The sequence below is a fragment of the Chthoniobacterales bacterium genome (assembly GCA_036569045.1).
Lineage (GTDB): Bacteria > Verrucomicrobiota > Verrucomicrobiia > Chthoniobacterales > JAATET01 > JAATET01.
The window spans coordinates 64120-84719 of the sequence record DATCRI010000007.1 but is presented as its reverse complement, the minus strand read 5'-3'; the positions used below and the strand labels follow the sequence as shown (position 1 = coordinate 84719).

Below are 20600 nucleotides of genomic sequence, written 5' to 3'. Positions count from 1 at the left end.
CGTCACAGCCATTTGCGGAGGGTCTCGGCGAAGCGGTTGTAGAGGAAGCCAAGGGCGAGCAGGACGCCGCCGAGGACGAGGAAGCTGAGGATGCGGTAGAGGGTGGCGAGCTGCCAGACGTCCACGATGAAGATCCGCGTGACGGCGGCACCAAGCAGGACGAGGCCAAGCTGGCGGTAGGAGCGTTCCTTGAGCGCGAAGCCGACGCCGAGCAGGACAAGCGCGAGCAGCGACCAGGCGATCGTGACGAGAAACCCGCCGGCGACGTCTGCGGCAAGGCGGTGGAGCAGGATCCAGGCGCCCAGGCCCGCAATGAGGCAAAGGCTGGCCTGCACGCCGGCGCCGAAGCGGCCCGCCGGGGTGAGGCGACGGCGACCGAGGCGTTGGGCGACCGCGAAGGCGAGGAACCCGAAGGCGTCCGTCCAGCTGGCGGGGGCGACGGGAATGCGGGCCGTCCAGATGACGAGGGCGAATGTGCCGAGGGCGGCTGCGTAGAAAAGGGCCTCCGCCGAAAGCGTGAAGCTCGCCGCGACGAAGAATGCGAAACCAAGACCGGCGAGCGCGAGGAACCACGAGGCCTCCGGCAGGTAGGCGAAGACCATGCCGACGCCGAGGGCGAGGGTGGCAAAGTGCAGGCCGCTACGAAGGGTGCCCGAGGTGGTTTCGTCGAGGCCGACGCGGTTTCCGAAACGGCTGATGAAAAGCGAGGGCGCTCCGATGAGGGCGATGGCCAGGGCGGGATCCGCCCACGGAAGGTGATTCGCGATGGCGACCGCGGTGGTGGCCATGGCGACCAGCGAGAACGGAATCGCGGCGGCGGCGAGCACGCCCTGGCGGCTGACCAGGCCGAGCGCGAGCACACCGAGAGCCATGGCGGCGAGGATCGGCGAGCGCGGGCCGGTGGAGAGTTGCGTCAGGTTCCACGCGAGGCCGAGACCGATGGGGCCGAGCAGGTGCAGGGATTGCCAGATGCGCCGGCCGGCGAATCCGGCGCGGGATTGCCAATCCCAGAGGAACAGGAAGCCGAGACCCGCAAGAGCTGAGGTGAGTGTGGCGGGATTCGGGTCCGTGATGAATCGAATCGCGAGCAGCGTCTGCCCGAAAAAGGCGAGCGGCTGGGCGAGATAGGCGGCCTCCGGCAGACGATGCCAGCGCACAAGGACGAGTGCGACGGCGGCAACCGCGAGCAGGCGGAGGGCGCTGGAGAAGACGGCGGTGTCGAGACAGGCCGCGGCGGCGAGTCCGGCGGCGAGGGTGACGAAGCCGAATGTGCGCCAGTCGAGCCGAGGGCCAAAGCCGGTGGCGCGTTTCAGCAACCAGCCGTCGATGGTGAGAATTGCGGCGACACCGGCCGCGACGAGGCGGGAGTGGTCGTGACCGCGGACGAGATCCGCCAGAGCAAGGTAGCTCGCGGCCAGCGCGCTCGCGCCGGCGAAGAAGCGGTAGACGCCGCCGTGGCGCAGGCGACCGAGCCCGATGAGCGTGGCGCTGGCCATGGCAAAGCCGAGGGCGAGTTGCCAGCCGCTGAATTTGAGGAACGCGCCGAGCATGACCATGGTGAGGCCTTGCGCGAGGTAGGCGCGGTCGAAGCGAAGCTCGGCCGGAGCGAGGCGGGCGGCGACCGCGGCGAGGGCAAGAAGCGTGGCGCCGAAGCCGACCGTGGCGAGCCAGAAGGCGTCGGGATACGTCCCGGCGATCATTGGACCGGCCAGGGCGAAGAGCGCGGCGTTGTTGATGGTCAGGAAGGCGGGGCGGGCCTGCGGGGCGAGGCCGTTCATGCGGCGCAGCAGCACGGCGACCGTGTGGACGGCCCAGTAGGAAAGCGGGAAGAGCAGCGCGGTCCAGAACGTCGCGGCGTCCGGCGCGGGAAAAGGAAGCAGCGTGCCGGTGGCGTGGAAGCGCCAGAACGCGAACGATCCGTAACTGCCGGCGAGGCTGAGGAAGGTGACCGAGATCCAGCGTCGGCGGGCCAGCAGCGCGACGGCGACCGCGCTGATGATGAGGTTGCCGAAAAGCGAGAAGTTGCCACTGGGGTTGATGGCGGCGGTGTAGAACGAGAGGGCGATCGTGGCGCCGGCGAGGAGTTGCGAGCGGCGGCGATCCGCCAGCACGGCGAAGATTCCTCCGAGCGCGAGCAGGAGAGCGCCGCCGATTAGCGGCGAACTGATGACCCGGAGCGTGGGGACGAAATGCGCAGCGTAGGTCGCGTAGTAAATCGTCGCGCAACCACCCGCGAGGAGCACGCGGCCGTAATTGCGCATCGCGGCCTGGCGACGGGCGAGCCAGCCGCCGAACGCGCCGAGCGCGGCACCGGCGAGGTAGATGAGCGCGAGTTTTCCGCCGGCACCGAGGCGGCCGATGAACTCCTGGTAGGCGTAGTTGCCGAGGAAAACGAGACCGGTGAGCAGGATGACGATGCCGATGCGCACGAGCCAGACGCGGCCGAGGTGAAGCTCGAGGGATTCCGGCTCGGATGGCGTTCCGAGCTGGCGCGCCTTCGGAGTGGGAAGCGGCTCTGGCAGCGGCGGCGGCTCGGCTTTGAAAATGGGCTCCGGCCTGGCGATCTGCGCGGCCGGCGGGCGTGGCTTGGGGGATTCCCTGGTGACGAAAATGGGCCGTGGCGCCGGCTCGGGGGCGGGCGGATGTTCCAAGGCGCGGATGCGGCCATCGAGGCTGTCCAATTGATTGCGCAGGCGATTGTGTTCTCCGCGCAGGGCGATGATCTCTCCCGGTATGTCCATGCCTCCGCTTTAACGGAGGTTGGCGAATTCGCCTCATCGATAAATTTTGCGGCAATATCGATCGAGCGGCAGCCGGTCAGGGCCGGAGGAAGCGCGGCATGGAGCCGGCGATCACAAGGCCGGGGAGTCGGAAACGAGTTCGACCTCGAACAATGCGGGAGACTGGAACCCGGACAGCGCGGCGAGGATCGAATGCGGAAACGTTTCGCAGCGGCGGCGATAGTTTTTTGCCGCGGCATCGTAGTCCTGGCTCGCGGACCGGATGGCGTCCTCGATCGGGCCGAGCGGAGCAAGGAGCTCCGGGCGGGTGGCGATGGCGGTGCGCATCGCGGCGACGAACTCCCGCTCGTCGCGAGCCCTTGTGCTGATGGGGCCGCGGTTCGCCCGGCAACGTTCGCGTGGACCCGCGACCTCGGCGAGGTCCGCCACGAAGTCGTGGCGGGCGCGGAGGGCGGCGTCGAGCGCGGCCCAGGCCTCGCGGGTGCGATTCCGGGCCGCGGTGAGGTGGTTGTGAAAGACGATTCCGAGAAACGGGATGGCGACCGCCAGCAGGAGAATCGGAATGTAGAAGAGGCTTTCCATTCGGAGGCTCCTGGGAACTTCGAGCCGGAATGGCGTCAGTTCTTGTCGAGGCTGTAGCGACCGGGCCCGATGAGCAGCAGGGCGAGGAAGACGATGCCGAGCTCGATGGGGTGGGATGCCGCGGCGAGCGTGCCTTCGGTCTTGAGATGCATCGTGGCGGCCACGGCCATCGTGAAGGCGAGCGCCCCGCAGGCCGGTCGGAAGAGCAGGCCAAGAACGAGGAGAATGCCGCCGCCGAATTCCGCGAGTGCGGCGAGCAGGCCCCACATCTCCGGGGCGAAGTGAATGCCGAGATTGCCCATCGCTCCGCCGACTTTTTTCCAGGCGCCAGCTCCGGCGGTGAGTTTCGGCCAGCCGTGGACGACGATGAACATGGCCCCGATGCCGAGGCGAAGGAGAAGCAGGCCGAAGTCGCGGTATTTGGTCAACCAGGTGAGCATCATCGTGGGACGTTGGCGGAACGATGGGGTGAAATCGAGGACGAAGCTCGGCGCATTGGTGATTGCGGATGCGATCGGGAATCCGCTTTGAATGGGGCATGGCCAACGCCGCTCCCGTCGCCTATCTCGGCCCCATCGGCACATTCTCGCACCTGGTTGCTCGCAAGCGCTTTCGTTCGGACGAGCGGTTGGTGGCATGTCCGAGCATCGGCGCGATCTTCGAGTTCCTGCTCGGCGATCCGGCGGCGCTGGCCGTGGTGCCGGTGGAGAATTCGTCCGGCGGCACGATCTACGATACGGTCGACCTGCTCATCGAAAATGCGGGAACGCTCTTCGTGATCGAGGAGATGGCGCTCGACGTGCGCATCGCGCTGATCGGCCGGTCGGGGAAGCCGGTCCGTCGCGTGTTCTCGCATTTCGTGCAGCTCCAGCACCATCGCGACTGGCTGCGGGAGCATTATCCCGACGCCGAGGTCGAGGCCGTGAGCAGCACCGCCACCGCCGCCGAACGCGCGGGAGCGACGCCCGGAGGCGCGGCCCTGTCGGCCCCCGGCGCGGCGGAGCTCTACGGGCTGGACGTGCTTGCCCGGCCCGCGCTCGGCGGCAAGGTCAATGTCACGCACTTTCTCGTGCTCGCCCGGAGGGAGCGCCCGCCTGCTTCCGCAGAGGACGCCCGCACCGCGCTGGCGGTTTCCTTCGGGAACGAATGCGGCAGTCTCTACCGGTTTCTCGAGCCGTTCGCGAAGGCGAAGGTGAATATCAATCGGATCATTTCGCGCCCTTATCCGGGTCACACGGACCGCGCGGTCTTCTTCATGGAGGTCGATGGCGCTCCCGGCGCGCCGGCCTACGATGCGGTGATCGGCAAGGCCCGGAAGCGCAGCCTGGAGTTCGCCGAGTTCGGTTCCTACCCCTGGCGCCGCCGTTTCCGATCCTGAGCTCGACCGGAAAACTCTTGTCGAGTAGAAAAAGGCTGCGCTTTTTCGACAGGGTGTGCTAGTCTGGTTTTTCCCGGTTATGCAAAGAAAAAGTGCGTTTTCTCGTCGGCTTCCTGATCTCGTGACGGAGGAGCTTGTAGCGGTTCTCACCAGCAAATCCTCCTTCGAATTCAAACAACTTTTCGATGTGGTGCATGAGCGCCTGAAGGCCAGAAACGCTGCCAGCGGGGGAGAAGAGATGCTCCGCCTGCGGGCTTACGAGAAACTCCAGAATCTCGTCTCCCGCGGCATGGTCAAGAAGACCGGCAAGAAATACAAGGGTCTCGCTTCCCTGTCGAAGGCTCTGGTGCCCCCGGCCCCCATTCCGGCCGCGACCGCCAAGTAATCCTCGCTCCGCGATTGCGGAGCGTGGCGCGATTCGATATACCCCGATTGATGATTCAGGACTACGTTCCCGTCTTGCTGCATGTGCTCGTCGCCATCGGCTTCGCCACGGTCACGCTTTTCCTGAACATCCTCGTCGGACGAAAGGGCGTTCGCACCGCCAACAAGGACTCCTCCTACGAGTGCGGCGTCCTCCCCGAGGCTGGCACTCAGCCGCGCTTCAGCGTGAAGTTCTACCTCGTGGCGATGCTCTTCATCCTTTTCGATATCGAGATCGTCTTCATGTATCCGTGGGCGGTCGCCTTCACGGACACGGTGAAGCAGAATGGGCAGCTCATTCTGGGAAGCATGTTTGTATTCGTGACGGTGTTGCTCTTCGGCTACATCTACGCCATCAAGAAAGGCGCGCTGAACTGGTCGCGCTGATCGTTCGGTTCCTTCGTCCTTTTCATCGCGTTCAATGATCCACCACCTTGTCTTGTTCAAACTCAAGCCTGAGGTGGACGATGAGAAGATCGAGTGGATGATGCGGCAGACCCGCATCCAGCTGCTCAAGATTCCCGAGGTGCGGAACGTGAAGTGCGGCAAGCCGGTGACGCCGAATGCCGAATGGCCATTCTTCCTTTCGGTGGATGTCGAGAGCATGGAAAAGCTCGCGATCTATCGCGATGATCCCAACCACGTGAAATACGTCGAGGAGGTCATTCGACCGAACACGACGGCGCGGGTCGCCATCGACTACGAGATGGATCCCGGCAAGGACGTCAGGTATTCCTGAATTTTCGCGACGGTGAAGGCGATTTCGTCGCGGGTGGCGATGAAAGGCGGCGTGAGTGAAAGCACGTTGCCGGTGGGCGAACCTGCAAGAAGGATGAGCCCGTCCTTGAGGGACTGCACGACGATGGCCTGCGCGAGTTCCGTGTTTGGCGAGCCGTCGGCCCGAACCAGCGCAATCCCGCGCATCAGTCCGATCCCGCGCCGCTCCCCGATGACCGGGGCGTCCAGGGTGGCCAGCATTTCGTTCCACATCTCGGTGGCGGTGGCGGCGAGGGCGTCGGTTTCCGGACGGAGATGTTCGCGAATCGAGGCCAGCGCCATGGCGCAACCGAGCGGATTCCCGAGATAGGTGCTCGTATGGAGCGCTTCTCCGGTGCTCTCCGGCCAGGTGTCCATGATGGCGGCCCGCCCCACGCACGCGGAAAGCGGAAACCCTGAGGTCAGAGCCTTGCCGAGGCAGATGAGATCGGGCGCGACCCCGGAATGCTCGCACGCGAAGAGGCGATTCGTGCGGTGGAAGCCGGTGTAGATCTCATCGAAAATCAGGACGACCCCGTGGGCGTCGCAAATCTCGCGAAGCAGCGGAAGAAAGCCGGTCGGCGGCACGACCTCTCCGCCGCGACCCTGGACGGGCTCGACGAGAATGGCGCCGATTAGCTGCGAGCGCAGCGCCTCTTCGATCTGGGGACGCACATCCGCGAGGTTCGCCTGCCCGGAGGGGAAGGGGATCCGCACGCCAAAGCGACCGAGCTGGGGAACGAAAGGCTCGCGGAAATAGGGGATGCCGTTGGTTTCGAGGGCGCCGTGGCCGAGGCCGTGATAGCCGCCGGTGAAGGACAGGACGCCCGCTTTGCCGGTGTGCAGCAGGGCAGTCTTCAACGCGGCCTCGACGGCTTCGGAGCCGGAGTTCGCGAGGATTGTGCGGGCTTCGCCGGCGCCCCATCGCTCGTAGGTGATCTCGCTCAGCAGTCGGCAGAGTTCCGCCTTTTCGCGCGTGGGATGGACGTCGCCCATCGCGTGGATGAGCCGCTCGGACTGATGCCGCAGCGCTTCGACGACCGGTTGCGGGCTGTGGCCGAGGCTTGCCACCGCGAAAGCCGACGTGAGGTCGAGGAAGCGATTGCCATCGACGTCCCAAACATTGGCGCCGGCCGCGCGTTCCCAGAAAATCGGAAAGTCCGCGCTGGTGAAAGTGACATTCCGCGACTCGTAACGGCGTAACTCGGCGGCGAGTCGCCGCGACTCGGGGCCGGGAACGGCGGTGCGAATCTCCGGCAGCATCAGGCGGCTCGGGCGAGCCCGAAACGGGTCAGCACCGAGGCGTAGAGCGACTCGGTCGCCGCCGCGGTGGCGGCCCACGAAAAATCCGCAGCCATGGCGCGTTCGACGACGCTCTTCCAGGCTTCGGAATCCCGACGCAGGGCCGAGGTGCGCCGCACGGCATCGACGAGGCCATCCGGAGTGGGCGCGTAGAAGGGAATCGCGTAGCCGTCCGGCAGGCTGGGCGCGAGCGCCTGCAGTCCTCCGCAGGCGAGGGCGACCGGAATCACGCCATAGCGCAGGGCGCGTAACAGGACGCCCGCGTCGGCAGCGACGGGCGCGGCGCAAAGGAGCGCGTTGGAACCGGCGAGTGCGAGTCGGAGCGTGGCCTCGTCGTAGTCGGGCAGCCACGTGAGACGGCCCGCATGTTTGCGGCGGGCAAATTCCATCGCGGCGAGATTGGCTGGCGCAACGCGACCGAGCACGACGAGTCGCGCGCCGGATTCGAAGATGCGATCCAGCCCGGGAAGCAGCGTGGACATGCCGTCACCGGTCATTGCATCGGTCACGGCGAGAAGCTGCAGGCCGCCGGCGTCGATTCCCGCCTGGGCGAGCCATGGCTTCTGGTTCGCGACCTTGGCATCGGCGGTCTTGTAGCGCTTCGGCAGCGCCTTGTCGGTCGCGGGGTTCCAGCTCTCGACATCGAGGCCGTTGGGAATTCCCTCGAGCTTGGCCGCCTGCTCGCGCAGGACGGGATCGAGCCCGCAGCCGTGAGCCGGGCGCTTCGCTTCCTCGACGAGACGCGCTCCGGGCAGGACGACGCTGTTCGCGAAAAGAATGCCGGATTTCAGCAGGTTCATGCTGCCGTAATACTCCAGGCCGCGTGGCGAAAAATACTCGCCGGGCAGATTCGTGAGGCCGAAGTCGTAGCTCCAGAAATTGCCCTGATATTCGAGGGTGTGGGCGGTGAGCACGGTGCGCGCCGGGAGCCGCTGCTCGGAGGCGAAGACGGGCACGAGCGCGGCCTGCCAGTTGTGTGCGTGCAGGATCTCGGGTGCGGGGTCCATGCGTTTCGCGAGCTCGACGACGCATTTCGAGAAATAGATGAAGCGCGCGGAGTTATCCTGGTAGTCGCCTTCGGACGTGCCGTAGAGGCCCGAGCGGTCGAAGAATTCATCGCGTTCCACGAAGAAGACCTGAACGCCGCCGGGGGCCTTCATTTCCCGGATCGTGCAGGAATAGCGGGCGCCCCCGACTGGCACGGAGAATTTCACGGCGGTGCGCCTGGCCTTTCCGGCGCCGTTTTCCCGGGCGGCGCGATAGTAGGGCAGGACGACGCTGACCTCGTGGCCGCGGGCGAGAAGTCCGCTGGAGAGCGCGCGCATGGCGATGGCGAATTCGCCCTCGCCGGTGAAGGGTTCGAGTTCCGAGGCGGCAAGCAGGATCTTCATGCTGGAGATGGTGTTAACAGGTTTGTCAGCTGATGCCAGCCCGCGTGTGCCCGGGATGCCTCGCTTTCTGTTTGCAACCGCCCGGGTTTGCGGGAGGCCAGGATTGTCCGGAAGGGGTCAGGCTGACGGTCGCGTAGTCGCGGCGATCCAGGCGAGGGCGTCTTCGCGGGTGCGAAGGGCGCCTTCGAGCTGTTGGGTCTGCACGGCCTCGAGGATTTCCTTGAAACGGGGACCGGGCCGCCAGCCGAGTGCGATGAGATCGTGGCCGGTGACGAGCGGCGGCGGGATGAGCGGCTCGTTGGCGAACTCCTCGCGCTTCGCGAGCAGGAAGTCGTAGTTGTCCAGCATGCCGTGGCTGGAGCCGCAGTCGACGCGGTGCAGTTCGAGCTCGTCGTCCATCGTCTCACGGGCGAGGAAGCGCTTGAGCTTCGCGACTCGCATGTGCTGGACGTCCTTGAAGGCCATGTGATTGCGAACGAGGGCGTCGGTGGCGTCGATCTCGGCATTCGAGAAACGCAGGCGGGTCATGATCTTCTGTGTCATTTCCGCGCTGACGGTTTCGTGACCGTTGAAGCGGATGCGACCGGTTTCGTCCCGCTGGAAGGTCGGCGGCTTCCCGATGTCGTGAAAGATCACGCCAAGCACGAGGGGCAGCGAGGCGTGGGCCGGCAGCATCTCGAGCATGATGCGGGTATGCACGTAGACGTCGCCCTCGGGATGGAACTCCGGCGGCTGCTCGCAGCCCTTGAGCGCGGCGACCTCGGGGAGCAGCGCCTCGAGCAGGCCGCTCGCGTCGAGCAGGTCGAGGCCGCGCACGCGATTCGGGTGCAGGAAGATGCGGGACAATTCCTCGCGGATGCGCTCGGCGCTGACATCGTGAATCGCGGGGACACCGTTTTGAATGGCCTGCCACGTGGCGGTCTCGATCTCGAAACCGAGGCTCGCGGCGAACCGGATGCCGCGCAGGAGGCGGAGCTTGTCCTCGGTGAAGCGCTGGGCGGGATCGCCAATGGCCCGGATGACGCGGGCGGCGAGGTCGGCCTGGCCGCCGACGAAATCGAGCACCCGCTCCTCGACGGGATCGTAGAAGAGCCCGTTTACGGTGAAGTCGCGGCGGAGGGCGTCGCCCTCGGCGTTGGCAAAGGTGATCGAGGCGGGGCGGCGACCGTCGAGATACTCGCCGTCTGCGCGAAACGTCGCGACCTCGTATTCGTGGCCGCCTTCGAGCACGACGATCACTCCGAACTGCGCGCCGACCGCCACGGTGCGGTGAAAAAGGGCTTCGACCTCCTCGGGCCGGGCGTCGGTGGCGATGTCGTAGTCCTTCGGTTCGGTCCCGAGCAACCGGTCACGCACGCAGCCGCCAGCGAAATAGGCCTCGTGGCCCGCGGCGCGCAGGGTGGCGACAATCTGACGGGCGCATTGCTCCATCCGCACACCATGCCCGGCTGCAGCCGCGCGGGCAAGAGACAGAGAAGGCTTGCCATTCCTGGTGGAACGACCTATGCCCGAAACACATGGCGGGTCAAAAAGAGGATCGGAAAAAGGCAGTCCTATCCTTTCTGCAAACAGCCTCGGTGGGGACGGGTGTGTTTCTTTCCCCGGCCGAACTTGCAAAAGCGATGCGGGAACACGCCCGGGAGACCGGCGATTCTCGAAAATCTCGCGCCTCCCGGCGCTCTCAGCCAGTTCCCAATGGCTTCTTCTCGCCGGTGCCGATCGCGGGCGACATCACGGCCGGTTTCGGCGATCCGCTGGATCCCGTCGAGCTCGGCGAAATCCCGGTCGATCTCGGTGCGCTGAGGATTCCGGCGTCCGCGCGGACCTTTGCCCTGCGCGTAAGAGGCGATTCGATGGTCAATGCGCAGATTGCCGATGGCGACCTCGTGATCGTCGAAGCCCGCGAGCCGAAGGCCGGCGACATTGTCGCGGCCCTGATCGACGGGGAAACGACGCTCAAGCGGCTCGTCTCCGAGGCGGGACGACTCTTTTTGCGCGCGGAAAATCCGCGTTATCCGGACCTGATTCCCGTGGGTGACCTCACCGTCCAGGGCGTGATGCGCGCCGTCGTCCGCGTCTGCGATCGGCCTTAGCCCGCGGCGTTCCTCAACGGGCCGCTGTCTTGAAAATGATCGACTCGGAGGTGATCCGATCGAGCGTGACCGTGGCGACGAAAGGTGTGGAACGGGTGGCGACGACCTCGCGGCCCTCCGAAGAGTGGTGCCCCCAATTGGCTCCCGGGGGGGTGACTTTCAGCAGCTCGTTGCCGACCGCGAGGTAATGGACGCCGCGGTTGGCGAGTGGCTCGAGGGCGAGGACGGCATAGTGATCCAGATCGAGCACCGCGACGAGTTTGCGGTGGCTCGTGTCGCTGAGGGTGATGAGGGCCCGGCGCCCGTCCAGACCAGTCACGAAAAAGTCCTGCACGGTGCCGCTCACCTGGATCGGGTGGCTGCGGAGAAATTGCATCGCGAGTTCGGGATACCGGTCACAGAGGCGGGCGAGGGTGTCGGCGGAAACGCCGGAGGAGGAAAGAACCTGCCGGAATTGCTCTTCCGGACTGGTCACCGCGGCGGTCTCGACGGTCGGACTCAGGAACTGGTAGATCGCCCATCCGACGATGCCGATGAAGAGCGCCCGAATCGTGAATGAAAACATTTCGTAGGTGAGAAAAGTGATCTGGTTGTGAGTGAAAAGGCCTGGTCGGCGCGCATTCCTGTCTGGGGCTGGGAAATTCGTCAATCGGGATCGCCGCGAAGCCGCGGATTATTCTCGGGCGTCGGCGCTACGGACAATTTTTCCCGAAGCGGTGAACGAGATGGTCTGGCTGGAGACGCTCACCATCAGGGCTTCGACGATTGGCGGGGCGATTGGGACATCCGACTTCCAGGCGACCATGAAGTTTGCGCCGGTGCCCCCAGTGCGGTCGGCCTGACTAATGACGTAGTTTTTCGTGACCAGGGGGGCGAGCACGAGCGGTTGCTCGAGGTGATGGCGGACGAGTTTGCCGTCCGTATCGTGGTAGTCGACGCGGGTGAGCGTGAGCGAGTGGTCGGGATCGATGTTGTGAATCGAGAGGGTTGCGGCGAGTTCGATGGTGCGCGCACTGTCCTTGTAAAAGATGCTCGAGTAGATTGGCACGTAGATCAGGGCGCCGCGCGAAGGATCGGGAATCGTCGAAAATTCTCCGGCGGCCGCGGCCGTATGGAAGAGGCCGACGGCGAGCAGGGAGAGGAGCGCGGGACGCAGGAAACTCATGAAGGCACGGATTGCGGCGAAGGTGCCGCCTGCGAAGCCTTGAAATCGAGAAAATTGCGCCAGCCGCCGTGGGCGGAGATCGGCGTGGCCTTGTGGGTGGCGTGTTCTTCGCAGAGGAAGCCCTTCACGCGGCGGCCATCCTTCAGGCGGATGGTTCCAATCGTCATTGGCGGCGGCACCGCGGCGACGAAGCTGCCGAAGGCGCGTTCGCTGAGACTCCAGATCTCGGTTTCGATGGAAACTCCGCGATTTTCGCCGACGCAAACGAGGCCGGGGCGAGGGGGATTGAAGCCGGCGAGGTCGAAGAGCGCGTAGTCGGGCGCGGTCTCGAGCGTCTCGATGTAGATGGCGCCGCGGTCGACCAATTGGTGATTGAGCGGGAGACCGGTGAGGTGCGCGCCGACGACGGCGAGCTCGACGCGGCCACCCGCGCGCTCGAGGGCCTTGCGCTGACGGCGCTCGGTCGGGGACTGGATCTGGCCGAGGAACTGCCGGGCGATGAGGCAGAGCTCGAAATCGGCGCAGGCCGGCCCCATGAAGGTGACGCCGAGGGGCAGGCCGTCGGCGCGGAATCCCGCCGGCACGGCAAGCGCCGAGAGGTCGAGCAGGTTCACGAAATTCGTGTATTTGCCGAGATTCGAGTTCAGCTGAACCGGCTCGGCGAGGACTTCGTCGATGCGGTAGATCGTGGGCGTGGTCGGCAGCAACAGGAAGTCGATGCTGTTCCAGACCGGGGCGACGCGCTGGCGAAGGGCCTCGAGCTTGTAGGTCGCGGAAAAGGCCTCGGCGGCGGTCATGGAGGCCCCGCCCAGAATGATGCCGGCCACGGTCGTGTCACAGGCATCCGGCTGCTTTTCGATGAATCCGCCAACGGCGGCGTAGCGCTCCGCGACCCAGGGGCCGCCGTAGAGGAGGGCGGCGGTCTCGGTGAAGGGCGTGAGGTCGATGGCGGTCGGAAGGCCGCCGAGATCGACGAGCCGGGCGACGGCCTTTTCGTAGAGCGCGGCGGCCTCGGCGTCGCCGCAGTAGTCGAGCTGGCCGGCCTCGGGCACGCCGAAGCGGAACGGACGGGAGAAGACCGAGCGGTCGGCAAACGGACGCGAATACGGATCGCTCGCATCCTCCTCGGCGACGAGGTCGAGCACCTGCTCGGCATCCTCGACATTTGCGGCGAAGATGCTCACGCAGTCGAGCGAACGGCAGGCGGGGACGACGCCCGTGGTGCTGACGATGCCGCGAGTGGGCTTCAGGCCAACGAGGTTATTGAAGGCGGCCGGCACGCGGCCGGAGCCGGCGGTATCCGTGCCGAGGGAAAAACTCACCAGGCTGGCTGCGACGGCGACAGCGCTGCCCGAACTGGATCCTCCGGAGATGAACTCGGGATTGTAGACGCTGGCGCAGGCGCCGTGGGGTGAGCGGGTTCCCACAAGTCCGGTGGCAAACTGGTCCATGTTCGTCTTGCCGATGACGAGGGCCCCGGCCTCCTCCAGGAGGCGCACGGCTGTGGCAGAGGCCTTGGGAAGGTAGGCAAACGCGGGACAGGCCGCCGAGGTGGGCATGCCGGCGACGTCGATATTGTCCTTCACGGCGAACGGGATGCCGGCGAGGGGTTTGCAGAGATGATTCGCGGCCTCTTCCGCGAGCGCGAGGGCCTCTTCTTCGGAGCGAAGGTGGAGCCAGACATGGTCGTCGCCGCGGGCCCGGATGCGGCGATAGATCTCGCGAATGACTTCGGCGGGGGTGAAATCTCCGGAGCGATAACCGGAACGGAGGAGGGAAATCTCGAGCGTGAGTTTACGAAGGTCGATCATGCGAAAGTGACGGAGATGCGAAAAAAGGAGGTTCGTCCTTTCACTAAGCAAGGAGCGGACCAGCGGATTTCGGAATCCCAAAAAATTCCGCCCCATCAGAGGGCGAGCGTGCGAGAATCGGAGATGGAATCTTGCCGGAAAGGAGTTTGGCTCAGCGGTGGGAAGAAATTGCCACGAGGTGGTAAATATTGATACATTTCCGCGCCGTTGAGGCTTTGAACGGCGTCAACCTCCCCGCCCCATCGCGATGAAAAGTCTTCGCTCCGATTTCGTGGCCGCTCCGAAGCGCTATTCGGACGTGGTCGTGGGGAATGTCGTGGTCTGCGCCGTCTACTTCGCCGCGGCTCGCCTGGGATTGCAGCTGGCGAGTCTCCACGGGAGCGTCTCGCCGTTCTGGCCTGCCTCGGGTGTTGCAGTTGTTGCATTATTGATGGGGGGCGTGCGCTGGATGCCGGGCGTCCTTGTTGGCGCCTTTCTGGCGAATGCGTTGTCGCCGATTCCCCTCGCGGTGGCCGCCGCCATCTCTATCGGCAATACGCTGGAGGCGGTGCTGGGGGCCGGAATTCGGCAGCGATTGGCGAGCTGGCGCGCGTTGCAGCCGTTCGAGGAGCTCGTGAGCTGGATTGGCGCGTCGCTGGTTGGGCCGGTGGTCGCCGCGACCGGTGGCGTGGTCGCGTTGCATCTCGGGGCGGGCGTGCCCGCCGAGAAAATGAGGGAGATCGCCTTCACGTGGTGGGCGGGCGATGCCGTGGGCATCCTGGTCGTGGCTCCGGCGGTGCTCGCGCTTCGCCACGTGCGCTTGCGCGATTTCAGCGGCCTCGCCGTGGCGAAGTTTGCAGGCCTCGTGGCGGTCGCGGCGGCGGTGGGATGGTTCGTGTTTTCCGCGCCAGGCGGGTCGTCCTTCCTCTTTGCGATCTTTCCCCTGCTGTTGCTCGCGACGGTGGGCTTCGGCGGAGCGGGGGCGATGGTGATGTGCGCGGCGCTGGCGTTTCTGGGGGTGCTCGTGACGGACGCCGGAAAGACGCCCTTCGAGGCGACGGACATGAATGGGGTGCATCTTCAGCTCGAGGCGTTTCTGTTCGCGCTCGCGTTCACCGCCCACGTGCTGGCCGTGCTGAAGGAATCGGGCGCGTTTCGGTTCTCCGCCATGGTGCTTGCGGCGGGCTGGATGCTCAGCGGCTGGATCTTCTGGAAGCTGGATCGAGATCGGCTGCGGCTGGACATGATGCGTTTCGAGAATCTCATTGGGGATGCCGAGGAGGCGATTCGGCAACGGATGCAAACCTACGAGGATGCTCTTCGCGGCGGGGTGAGCCTGTTTGCGGCTTCCGACGATGTGACGCGGGACGAGTGGCGACGGTATGCGGACACGTTGGAGCTGTCGGAGCGTTACCCGGGCGTGAGCGCGATCGGCGTGATTTTTCCCCTGCGGGAAGCGGAGGTGCCGGCCTTTCTCGCCAGGGTGCGCGCCGACGGTCTGCCGAATTTCCGAATTCACCCGATCCCCGGCGCGCCGAAGGCCGCGATGGATCCCGCGGGCTGGCAGCACTACGTGGTGACCTTCGTCGAGCCACAAGGGCCGAACCTGGCGGCGCTGGGCCTCGATGCGGCCTCCGAACCAAGCCGGCAAAGCGCGGCGCGATTTGCCCGCGACTACGGTGTCCCGCGCATCTCGGATCAAGTGAATCTTGTCGGCTACGAAAGGTCCGGGCTGGGATTTTTGCTCTACGTGCCGATCTACCAGCCGGATCAATCGCCGACCACGGTGCACGATCGGCGCATGGCGTTTCGCGGATGGATCTATGCGGCGTTCGTGACCGATGAGTTCCTGCGCGGCGTCCTCGGGAGCAGCGCGTCGGCGATCGAACTCGCCGTGTTCAGCGGGCTGACGACGAATCCGAAGAAGCTGATTTTCCGGACGCCCGGCGCGCCGAGGAGCGAGTTCGAGCAGACGACGGTGCTCCCGCTGGCGGGGCATGATTTCACCTGTGGATGGAGCCGGGGCGCAGGCTTCGAATACAAGGAGGGCGATCCGCTGATGAACGCGATCACCCTGGCCTTCGTGCCGGCGCTGCTGGCCGGGCTGGTGATGAGCCTGCGCACGTCGACGTTGCGGGCGGCGCGTCTTGTCGAGGAGCGCACGGCGGAGCTGCGCCAGGCGGAGCTCGAGGCCCGCGAAGCCCGCGCGCAGGCCGAGGAGGCGAACCGCGCGAAGAGCGAATTTCTCGCGACGATGAGCCACGAGATTCGCACGCCGATGAACGGGGTGATCGGTTACGCGGACCTGCTCGTCGAATCACCGCTCGATCCCGAGCAGAAAGGGTGGGCGCGCGTGATTCGCAGCTCCGGGCGGTCGCTGCTGACAATCATCAACGACATTCTCGACTTCTCGAAGATCGAGGCCGGGAAGCTCCGCCTCGAGCGAGTCGCCTTCGATCCCGAGGTCTGCGTGCAGGACGTGCTCGACGTGCTCCATGCGCAGGCCCACCAAAAGGGGCTCGAGCTCTCTTCCGACGGCATCGGCGCACCCGGGCGGGTGGTGGGCGATCCCACGCGCTTCCGTCAGATCCTGCTGAACCTCGCGTCGAACGGCCTGAAATTCACCGAGGCCGGCTCGGTGCGCATTTCCATGTATTGGGAGGGCGATGACGTGAGCGGCCGGCTGAATGTGGCGGTGGCCGACACGGGCATCGGCATTCCGGAGGAAAAGCGGGCGCGGCTTTTCCATCGCTTCAGCCAGGTGGACAGCTCGACGACACGGCGCTTCGGCGGCACGGGGCTGGGGCTGGCGATCTGCAAGCATCTCGTGGAAATGATGGGCGGCGAGATCGGGGTGACCAGCGTCGAAGGAGTCGGCACCACGATGCATTTCGATATTCCGTTCGAGGTGGCCGTGGCGGAACCGGCGGAGGAGGAAGTCGCGGTGGCGCCGCCGCTCGAGATGGGGCGACGGGTGTTGCTCGCCGAGGATGTGGCCGTGAACCGGCGTCTCGCCCGCACGGTGCTGTCGCGGCTCGGCTGTGAGGTGGAGACGGCGGACAACGGCCGCGAGGCCGTGGAGAAGGCGCTGGCCGGAGGGTTCGACGTGATCTTCATGGATTGCCAGATGCCGGTGATGGACGGCTTCGAGGCGACGAGCGAAATTCGCAAGCGCGAGGATACGCACGTGCCGATCGTGGCGCTCACGGCCGGGGCGCTCGACGAGGATCGCGGCCGGTGTTTCGCCGCGGGGATGGACGACTACATCACGAAGCCGTTCGTGCGGGAGGATTTCATCCGCACGCTCAATCGCTGGGCGTCGCGCTAAGCCTTCGCATTCGTGAGGATCGCGAGATGCTGCCCGGGGGCGACCGGGCGGCCCTCCGCGGCGAGGACGGAATGGATCACGCCCGCGCGCGGCGCGGTGACCTGGATTTCCATCTTCATGGACTCGACGATGAGGATCGGCTGATCGGCGGCGACGGTGTCGCCGGGCGCGACGAGCACCTTCCAGAGGTTGCCGGCGACGGCGGCGTCGACGAACCACCCGTCCACGGGCAATTCGACCTCGCCGGTGTCCGCCGCCGCGGCGACGGGATCGGCGGCCTCGAATTCGGCGGCGCTCCAACGCTCACGCTCGGCGTCGAAGGCGGCCTGCTGGCGGGCCTTGAATGCGGCGGCCTCGGGCGCGATGTCGGCGAGGAATTTGCGGTAGTCGCGCAGGCGGAAGGTGGATTCCTCGGTGCGGACGACGTATTTGCCCTGCGGGAAGTCCTCGCGCATCTGGCGAAGCTCGGCGGCGCTGACGGGGAAGAAGCGGATCTGGTCGAAGAAGCGCAGCAGCCAGGGTTTGCCGGGCTCGAGATTCGGCGTGGTGCGGAAGCTGTTCCAGATCTGGATCGTGCGGCCGACGAGCTGGTAGCCGCCGGGGCCTTCCATGCCGTAGATGCACATGTAGGCGCCGCCGATGCCGACGACGTTCGGCGGCGTCCAGGTGCGGGCGGGATTGTATTTCGTGGTGACGAGGCGGTGGCGGGGGTCGAGCGGCGTGGCGACGGGCGCGCCGAGGTAGACGTCGCCGAGGCCCATCACGAGGTAGCTGGCGTCGAAGACGATGCGGCGGACGTCGTCGATGGAATCGAGGCCGTTGATGCGGCGGATGAACTCGAGGTTGCTCGGGCACCACGGCGCGTCGGCGCGCACGCTTTGCATGTATTTGCGAATCGTCTCGAGCGTGGCCTCGTCCTCCCACGAGAGCGGGAGGTGGACGATGCGCGTGGGCACCTCCATGTCGTCGATGGGCGGCAGTTCCCCCTCGGCGGCGAGGAGGGCATCGAGCAGCGCGCGCTCGGTGAGGCGGGCGTCGAAATGGATCTGGAGCGAGCGGATGCCGGGCGTGAGGTCGATGATGCCTGGTAGCTTGCGGTCCTGCAGCCACTCCATGAGGGCGTGGACGCGGAAGCGGAGGTTCAGGTCGAGGACGATGGGGCCGTATTCGACGAGGAGGTAGCGGTCGCCGGCGCCGCGGTAGGTGACGGCGGGGCGCGACGGCGTTTCGTCGAGGCGATGGAGGATGGCCTCGTCCAAATCATTTTGGATTTTGGATTTTGGATTTTGGATTGGGGGGCGCGAGGCGGGCGCTTCTTCGAAGATGGCGGCCTGCGCGTCGTCGAGGGCGGCGGCTTCCTCGACGGTGAGGCGTTTGAAGCGGACCTTGTCGCCGGCCTTGAGCTGGCCGAGCTTCCAGCGCTCGCTCTCGATGACGACGGCGGGACAAACGAAGCCGCCGAGGCTGGGACCGTCGGGCCCGAGCAGGATGGGCATGTCGCCGGTGAAATCGACCGCGCCGATGGCGTAGGCGTTGTCGTGGAGGTTCGAGGGATGCAGGCCGGCCTCACCGCCGTCCTTGCGCGCCCATTTCGGCTTCGGGCCGATGAGGCGGACGCCGGTGCGGTTCGAGTTGTAGTGGACTTCGTAGGCCGTCGAGAACAGGACGGCGATGTCGTCGTCGGTAAAGAAATCGGGCGCGCCGTGCGGGCCGTAGAGCACGCCGAGGGTCCACTCATCCGGGAATTCGTAGTCGACGGCCCGCGAGCTGAGTTGCATTTCGATCGAGCGATCGTCTTTCCTCAAGCGCAGAACGTCGCCGGCCCGGAGCACGCGCCCGCCGTGGCCGCCGAAGCCACCGAGCGCAAAGGTGGATTTGCTGCCGAGGTAATCGGGCACGTCGAAGCCGCCGGCGATGGCGAGGTATGTTCGGACGCCGCGACCTTCGACTCTTCCGATGCGCAACGTCTGCCCGGCAGCGACGGAAACGGAGACGCCGTAGGGAACGGCGACCCCATCGAGACTCGCCGGCATCTGCGCACCGGCGAGGCAGACCTCGGTCGGGGTGTTGAAGCGTAATGTCGGGCCGGACATCGTGAGTTCGAGACCAGCGGCGGCGGAGTCGTTGCCGAGGATGTGGTTTGCGAGGCGGAACGACCGCGAATCCATCGGCCCCGACGGCGGCACGCCGACGGCCCAGTAGCCGAGGCGACCGGGGAAATCCTGCACGCTCGTCTGCGTGCCGGCCTCGAGCACGTCGATGGTCTGCGGCTGGTAGGCGAAGGTCGCGAGGTATTTCGTGGTGACGCCGCCGTGGCGGAAGGCGTCCGTATCGAGGATGGCGGCGACGTAGGCGAGATTCGTCTCGATGCCGTCGAGGCGGGTGGCGGCGAGCGCGGCGCGGAGCTTGTCGATCGCCTCGGCGCGGGTGGGCGCGTGGGCGATGACCTTCGCGATCATCGGGTCGTAGTAAGGCGTGACTTCGCTGCCGGGCTCGACCCAGCCGTCGATGCGCACGTTGTCCGGGTAGCTGACCTCGGTGAGCAGGCCGGTGCTGGGCTGGAAATCCTTGTTCGGGTCCTCCGCGTAGATGCGCGCCTCGATGGCGTGGCCGAGCGGGGCGTGGGCGTAGTCGGCGAGGGGAAGCGCTTCGCCGGCGGCGAGACGGACCATCCATTCGACGAGGTCGAGGCCGCTGACTTCCTCGGTCACGCAATGCTCGACCTGGAGGCGGGTGTTCACCTCGAGGAAGTAGAATTTCTCCTCGGCGGCGTCATACATGAACTCGCAGGTGCCGGCGGAGCGGTAGCGCGCGCTTTCGCCGAGGCGGCGGGCGGCGGCGTGGAGGCTGGCGCGGACGGCGTCGGGCAGATTCGGTGCGGGGGTTTCCTCGAGGACCTTCTGGTTGCGGCGCTGGGCGGAGCAATCGCGCTCGCCGATCACGGCGATCGTGCCCGCGCCGTCGCCGAAGAGCTGCACCTCCACGTGCCGGGCGGCGGCGATGTATTTCTCGAGGAAGAGGCCGGCGGCCTTGAAGTTGCTTTGGGCGAGGCGCTGCACGCTCGCGAATTTTTCGGCGAGCTCCGCGGCGTTTTGCACGAGCTGCATGCCGATGCCGCCGCCGCCGGCGGTGCTCTTGATCATCACCGGGTAGCCGATCTTTTGCGCGGCCGTGGCGGCTTCCTCGACGGTCTCGAGCAGGTCGGTGCCGGGCGAGACGGGGACGTCGCTCGCAATGGCGAGGGCGCGGGCGGTGTGCTTGAGGCCGAAGTCGCGCATGTTCTGCGCGGTGGGACCGATGAAGGCGATGCCGGCGGCCTCGCAGGCGTCGGCGAAGGCGGCGTTCTCGCTGAGGAAGCCGTAGCCGGGGTGGATGCCCTGCGCGCCGGTGGCTTTCGCGACTTCGAGGATCTTGTCCGCGAGGAGGTAGCTCTGCGCAGCCGGTGCGGGCCCGATGCAGACGGCCTCGTCGGCCATGCGGACGTGCAACGCGTGGGCGTCGGCCTCGGAATAGACGGCGACGGATTTCACGCCGAGCTTGCGCAGCGTGCGGATGATGCGGCAGGCGATCTCGCCACGGTTCGCGATGAGGACTTTGGTGAACATCTTTTTAGACAGAATTAACGGAATTGACGGAATTTTCTGAGGAACA

The 20600-nt window shown here is 66.1% G+C and carries 16 protein-coding genes; 6 read left to right on the top strand and 10 right to left on the bottom strand.

The genetic code is table 11. The features are described from left to right. Positions 1-2 precede the first annotated feature (2 nt). The 3 genes from VIM61_01315 to VIM61_01305 form a co-directional block, all read right to left on the bottom strand. Positions 3-2741, bottom strand: coding sequence for a DUF2339 domain-containing protein (locus VIM61_01315; GenBank protein ID HEY8899042.1), 2739 nt, complete (start codon positions 2739-2741; stop codon positions 3-5). Positions 2742-2852: 111 nt separating this feature from the next. Further along, entirely contained in the window at positions 2853-3323 is a 471-nt protein-coding gene (locus VIM61_01310) for a LemA family protein (protein ID HEY8899041.1), read from the bottom strand. A 35-nt stretch (positions 3324-3358) separates the two neighbouring features. After that, the gene (locus tag VIM61_01305; protein ID HEY8899040.1) at positions 3359-3766 is read right to left on the bottom strand and encodes a DoxX family membrane protein; all 408 of its coding nucleotides are present in this window, start codon (positions 3764-3766) and stop codon (positions 3359-3361) included. A gap of 95 nt (positions 3767-3861) precedes the next feature. Between VIM61_01305 and VIM61_01300 the strand changes: the two genes are divergently transcribed. The 4 genes from VIM61_01300 (at position 3862) to VIM61_01285 (ending at position 5863) form a co-directional block, all read left to right on the top strand. Beyond that, positions 3862-4701, top strand: a complete 840-nt coding sequence (locus VIM61_01300) for a prephenate dehydratase domain-containing protein (GenBank protein HEY8899039.1) — start codon at positions 3862-3864, stop codon at positions 4699-4701. 121 nt (positions 4702-4822) lie between these two features. Further along, the gene (locus VIM61_01295) at positions 4823-5086 is read left to right on the top strand and encodes a hypothetical protein (protein ID HEY8899038.1); all 264 of its coding nucleotides are present in this window, start codon (positions 4823-4825) and stop codon (positions 5084-5086) included. Between the two features lie 50 nt (positions 5087-5136). Beyond that, positions 5137-5511 carry an NADH-quinone oxidoreductase subunit A gene (locus tag VIM61_01290; GenBank protein ID HEY8899037.1) on the top strand — a complete coding sequence of 125 codons (375 nt, stop codon included), beginning with the start codon at positions 5137-5139 and terminating at the stop codon, positions 5509-5511. 34 nt (positions 5512-5545) lie between these two features. Beyond that, positions 5546-5863: a Dabb family protein gene (locus VIM61_01285; GenBank protein HEY8899036.1), complete on the top strand. Its 318-nt coding sequence runs from the start codon at positions 5546-5548 to the stop codon at positions 5861-5863. Here the strand turns inward: VIM61_01285 and VIM61_01280 are convergent. The 3 genes from VIM61_01280 to VIM61_01270 form a co-directional block, all read right to left on the bottom strand. Next, positions 5824-7143 carry an aspartate aminotransferase family protein gene (locus VIM61_01280; GenBank protein HEY8899035.1) on the bottom strand — a complete coding sequence of 440 codons (1320 nt, stop codon included), beginning with the start codon at positions 7141-7143 and terminating at the stop codon, positions 5824-5826. The two genes, VIM61_01285 and VIM61_01280, sit on opposite strands and share 40 nt — an antisense overlap. After that, a complete protein-coding gene (locus VIM61_01275; protein HEY8899034.1) occupies positions 7143-8573 on the bottom strand; it encodes a glycogen/starch synthase in 1431 nt (476 codons plus the stop codon). Before VIM61_01275 ends, VIM61_01280 begins: the two co-directional genes overlap by 1 nt. A gap of 117 nt (positions 8574-8690) precedes the next feature. Then, positions 8691-10004, bottom strand: a complete 1314-nt coding sequence (locus tag VIM61_01270; GenBank protein ID HEY8899033.1) for a CCA tRNA nucleotidyltransferase — start codon at positions 10002-10004, stop codon at positions 8691-8693. Between the two features lie 281 nt (positions 10005-10285). Here VIM61_01270 and VIM61_01265 point away from each other — a divergent pair, with 281 nt between their 5' ends. Then, positions 10286-10666, top strand: coding sequence for a S24 family peptidase (locus VIM61_01265; protein HEY8899032.1), 381 nt, complete (start codon positions 10286-10288; stop codon positions 10664-10666). Between the two features lie 13 nt (positions 10667-10679). Here VIM61_01265 and VIM61_01260 read toward each other — a convergent pair whose 3' ends face one another. From VIM61_01260 to atzF, 3 genes are all read right to left on the bottom strand, one after another. Further along, on the bottom strand, positions 10680-11231 hold the full coding sequence (locus VIM61_01260) for a hypothetical protein (GenBank protein ID HEY8899031.1): 552 nt from the start codon (positions 11229-11231) through the stop codon (positions 10680-10682). 108 nt (positions 11232-11339) lie between these two features. Then, on the bottom strand, positions 11340-11831 hold the full coding sequence (locus VIM61_01255; GenBank protein HEY8899030.1) for a DUF3124 domain-containing protein: 492 nt from the start codon (positions 11829-11831) through the stop codon (positions 11340-11342). After that, on the bottom strand, positions 11828-13642 hold the full coding sequence (atzF, locus tag VIM61_01250) for an allophanate hydrolase (protein ID HEY8899029.1): 1815 nt from the start codon (positions 13640-13642) through the stop codon (positions 11828-11830). Before atzF ends, VIM61_01255 begins: the two co-directional genes overlap by 4 nt. A gap of 247 nt (positions 13643-13889) precedes the next feature. On the opposite strand from atzF, the gene VIM61_01245 reads away from it, so the two are divergent. Next, the gene (locus VIM61_01245; protein ID HEY8899028.1) at positions 13890-16949 is read left to right on the top strand and encodes a CHASE domain-containing protein; all 3060 of its coding nucleotides are present in this window, start codon (positions 13890-13892) and stop codon (positions 16947-16949) included. On the opposite strand, the gene uca is transcribed toward VIM61_01245, so the two are convergent. Then, a complete protein-coding gene (gene uca, locus VIM61_01240; protein ID HEY8899027.1) occupies positions 16946-20554 on the bottom strand; it encodes an urea carboxylase in 3609 nt (1202 codons plus the stop codon). The two genes, VIM61_01245 and uca, sit on opposite strands and share 4 nt — an antisense overlap. Positions 20555-20600: the final 46 nt, after the last annotated feature.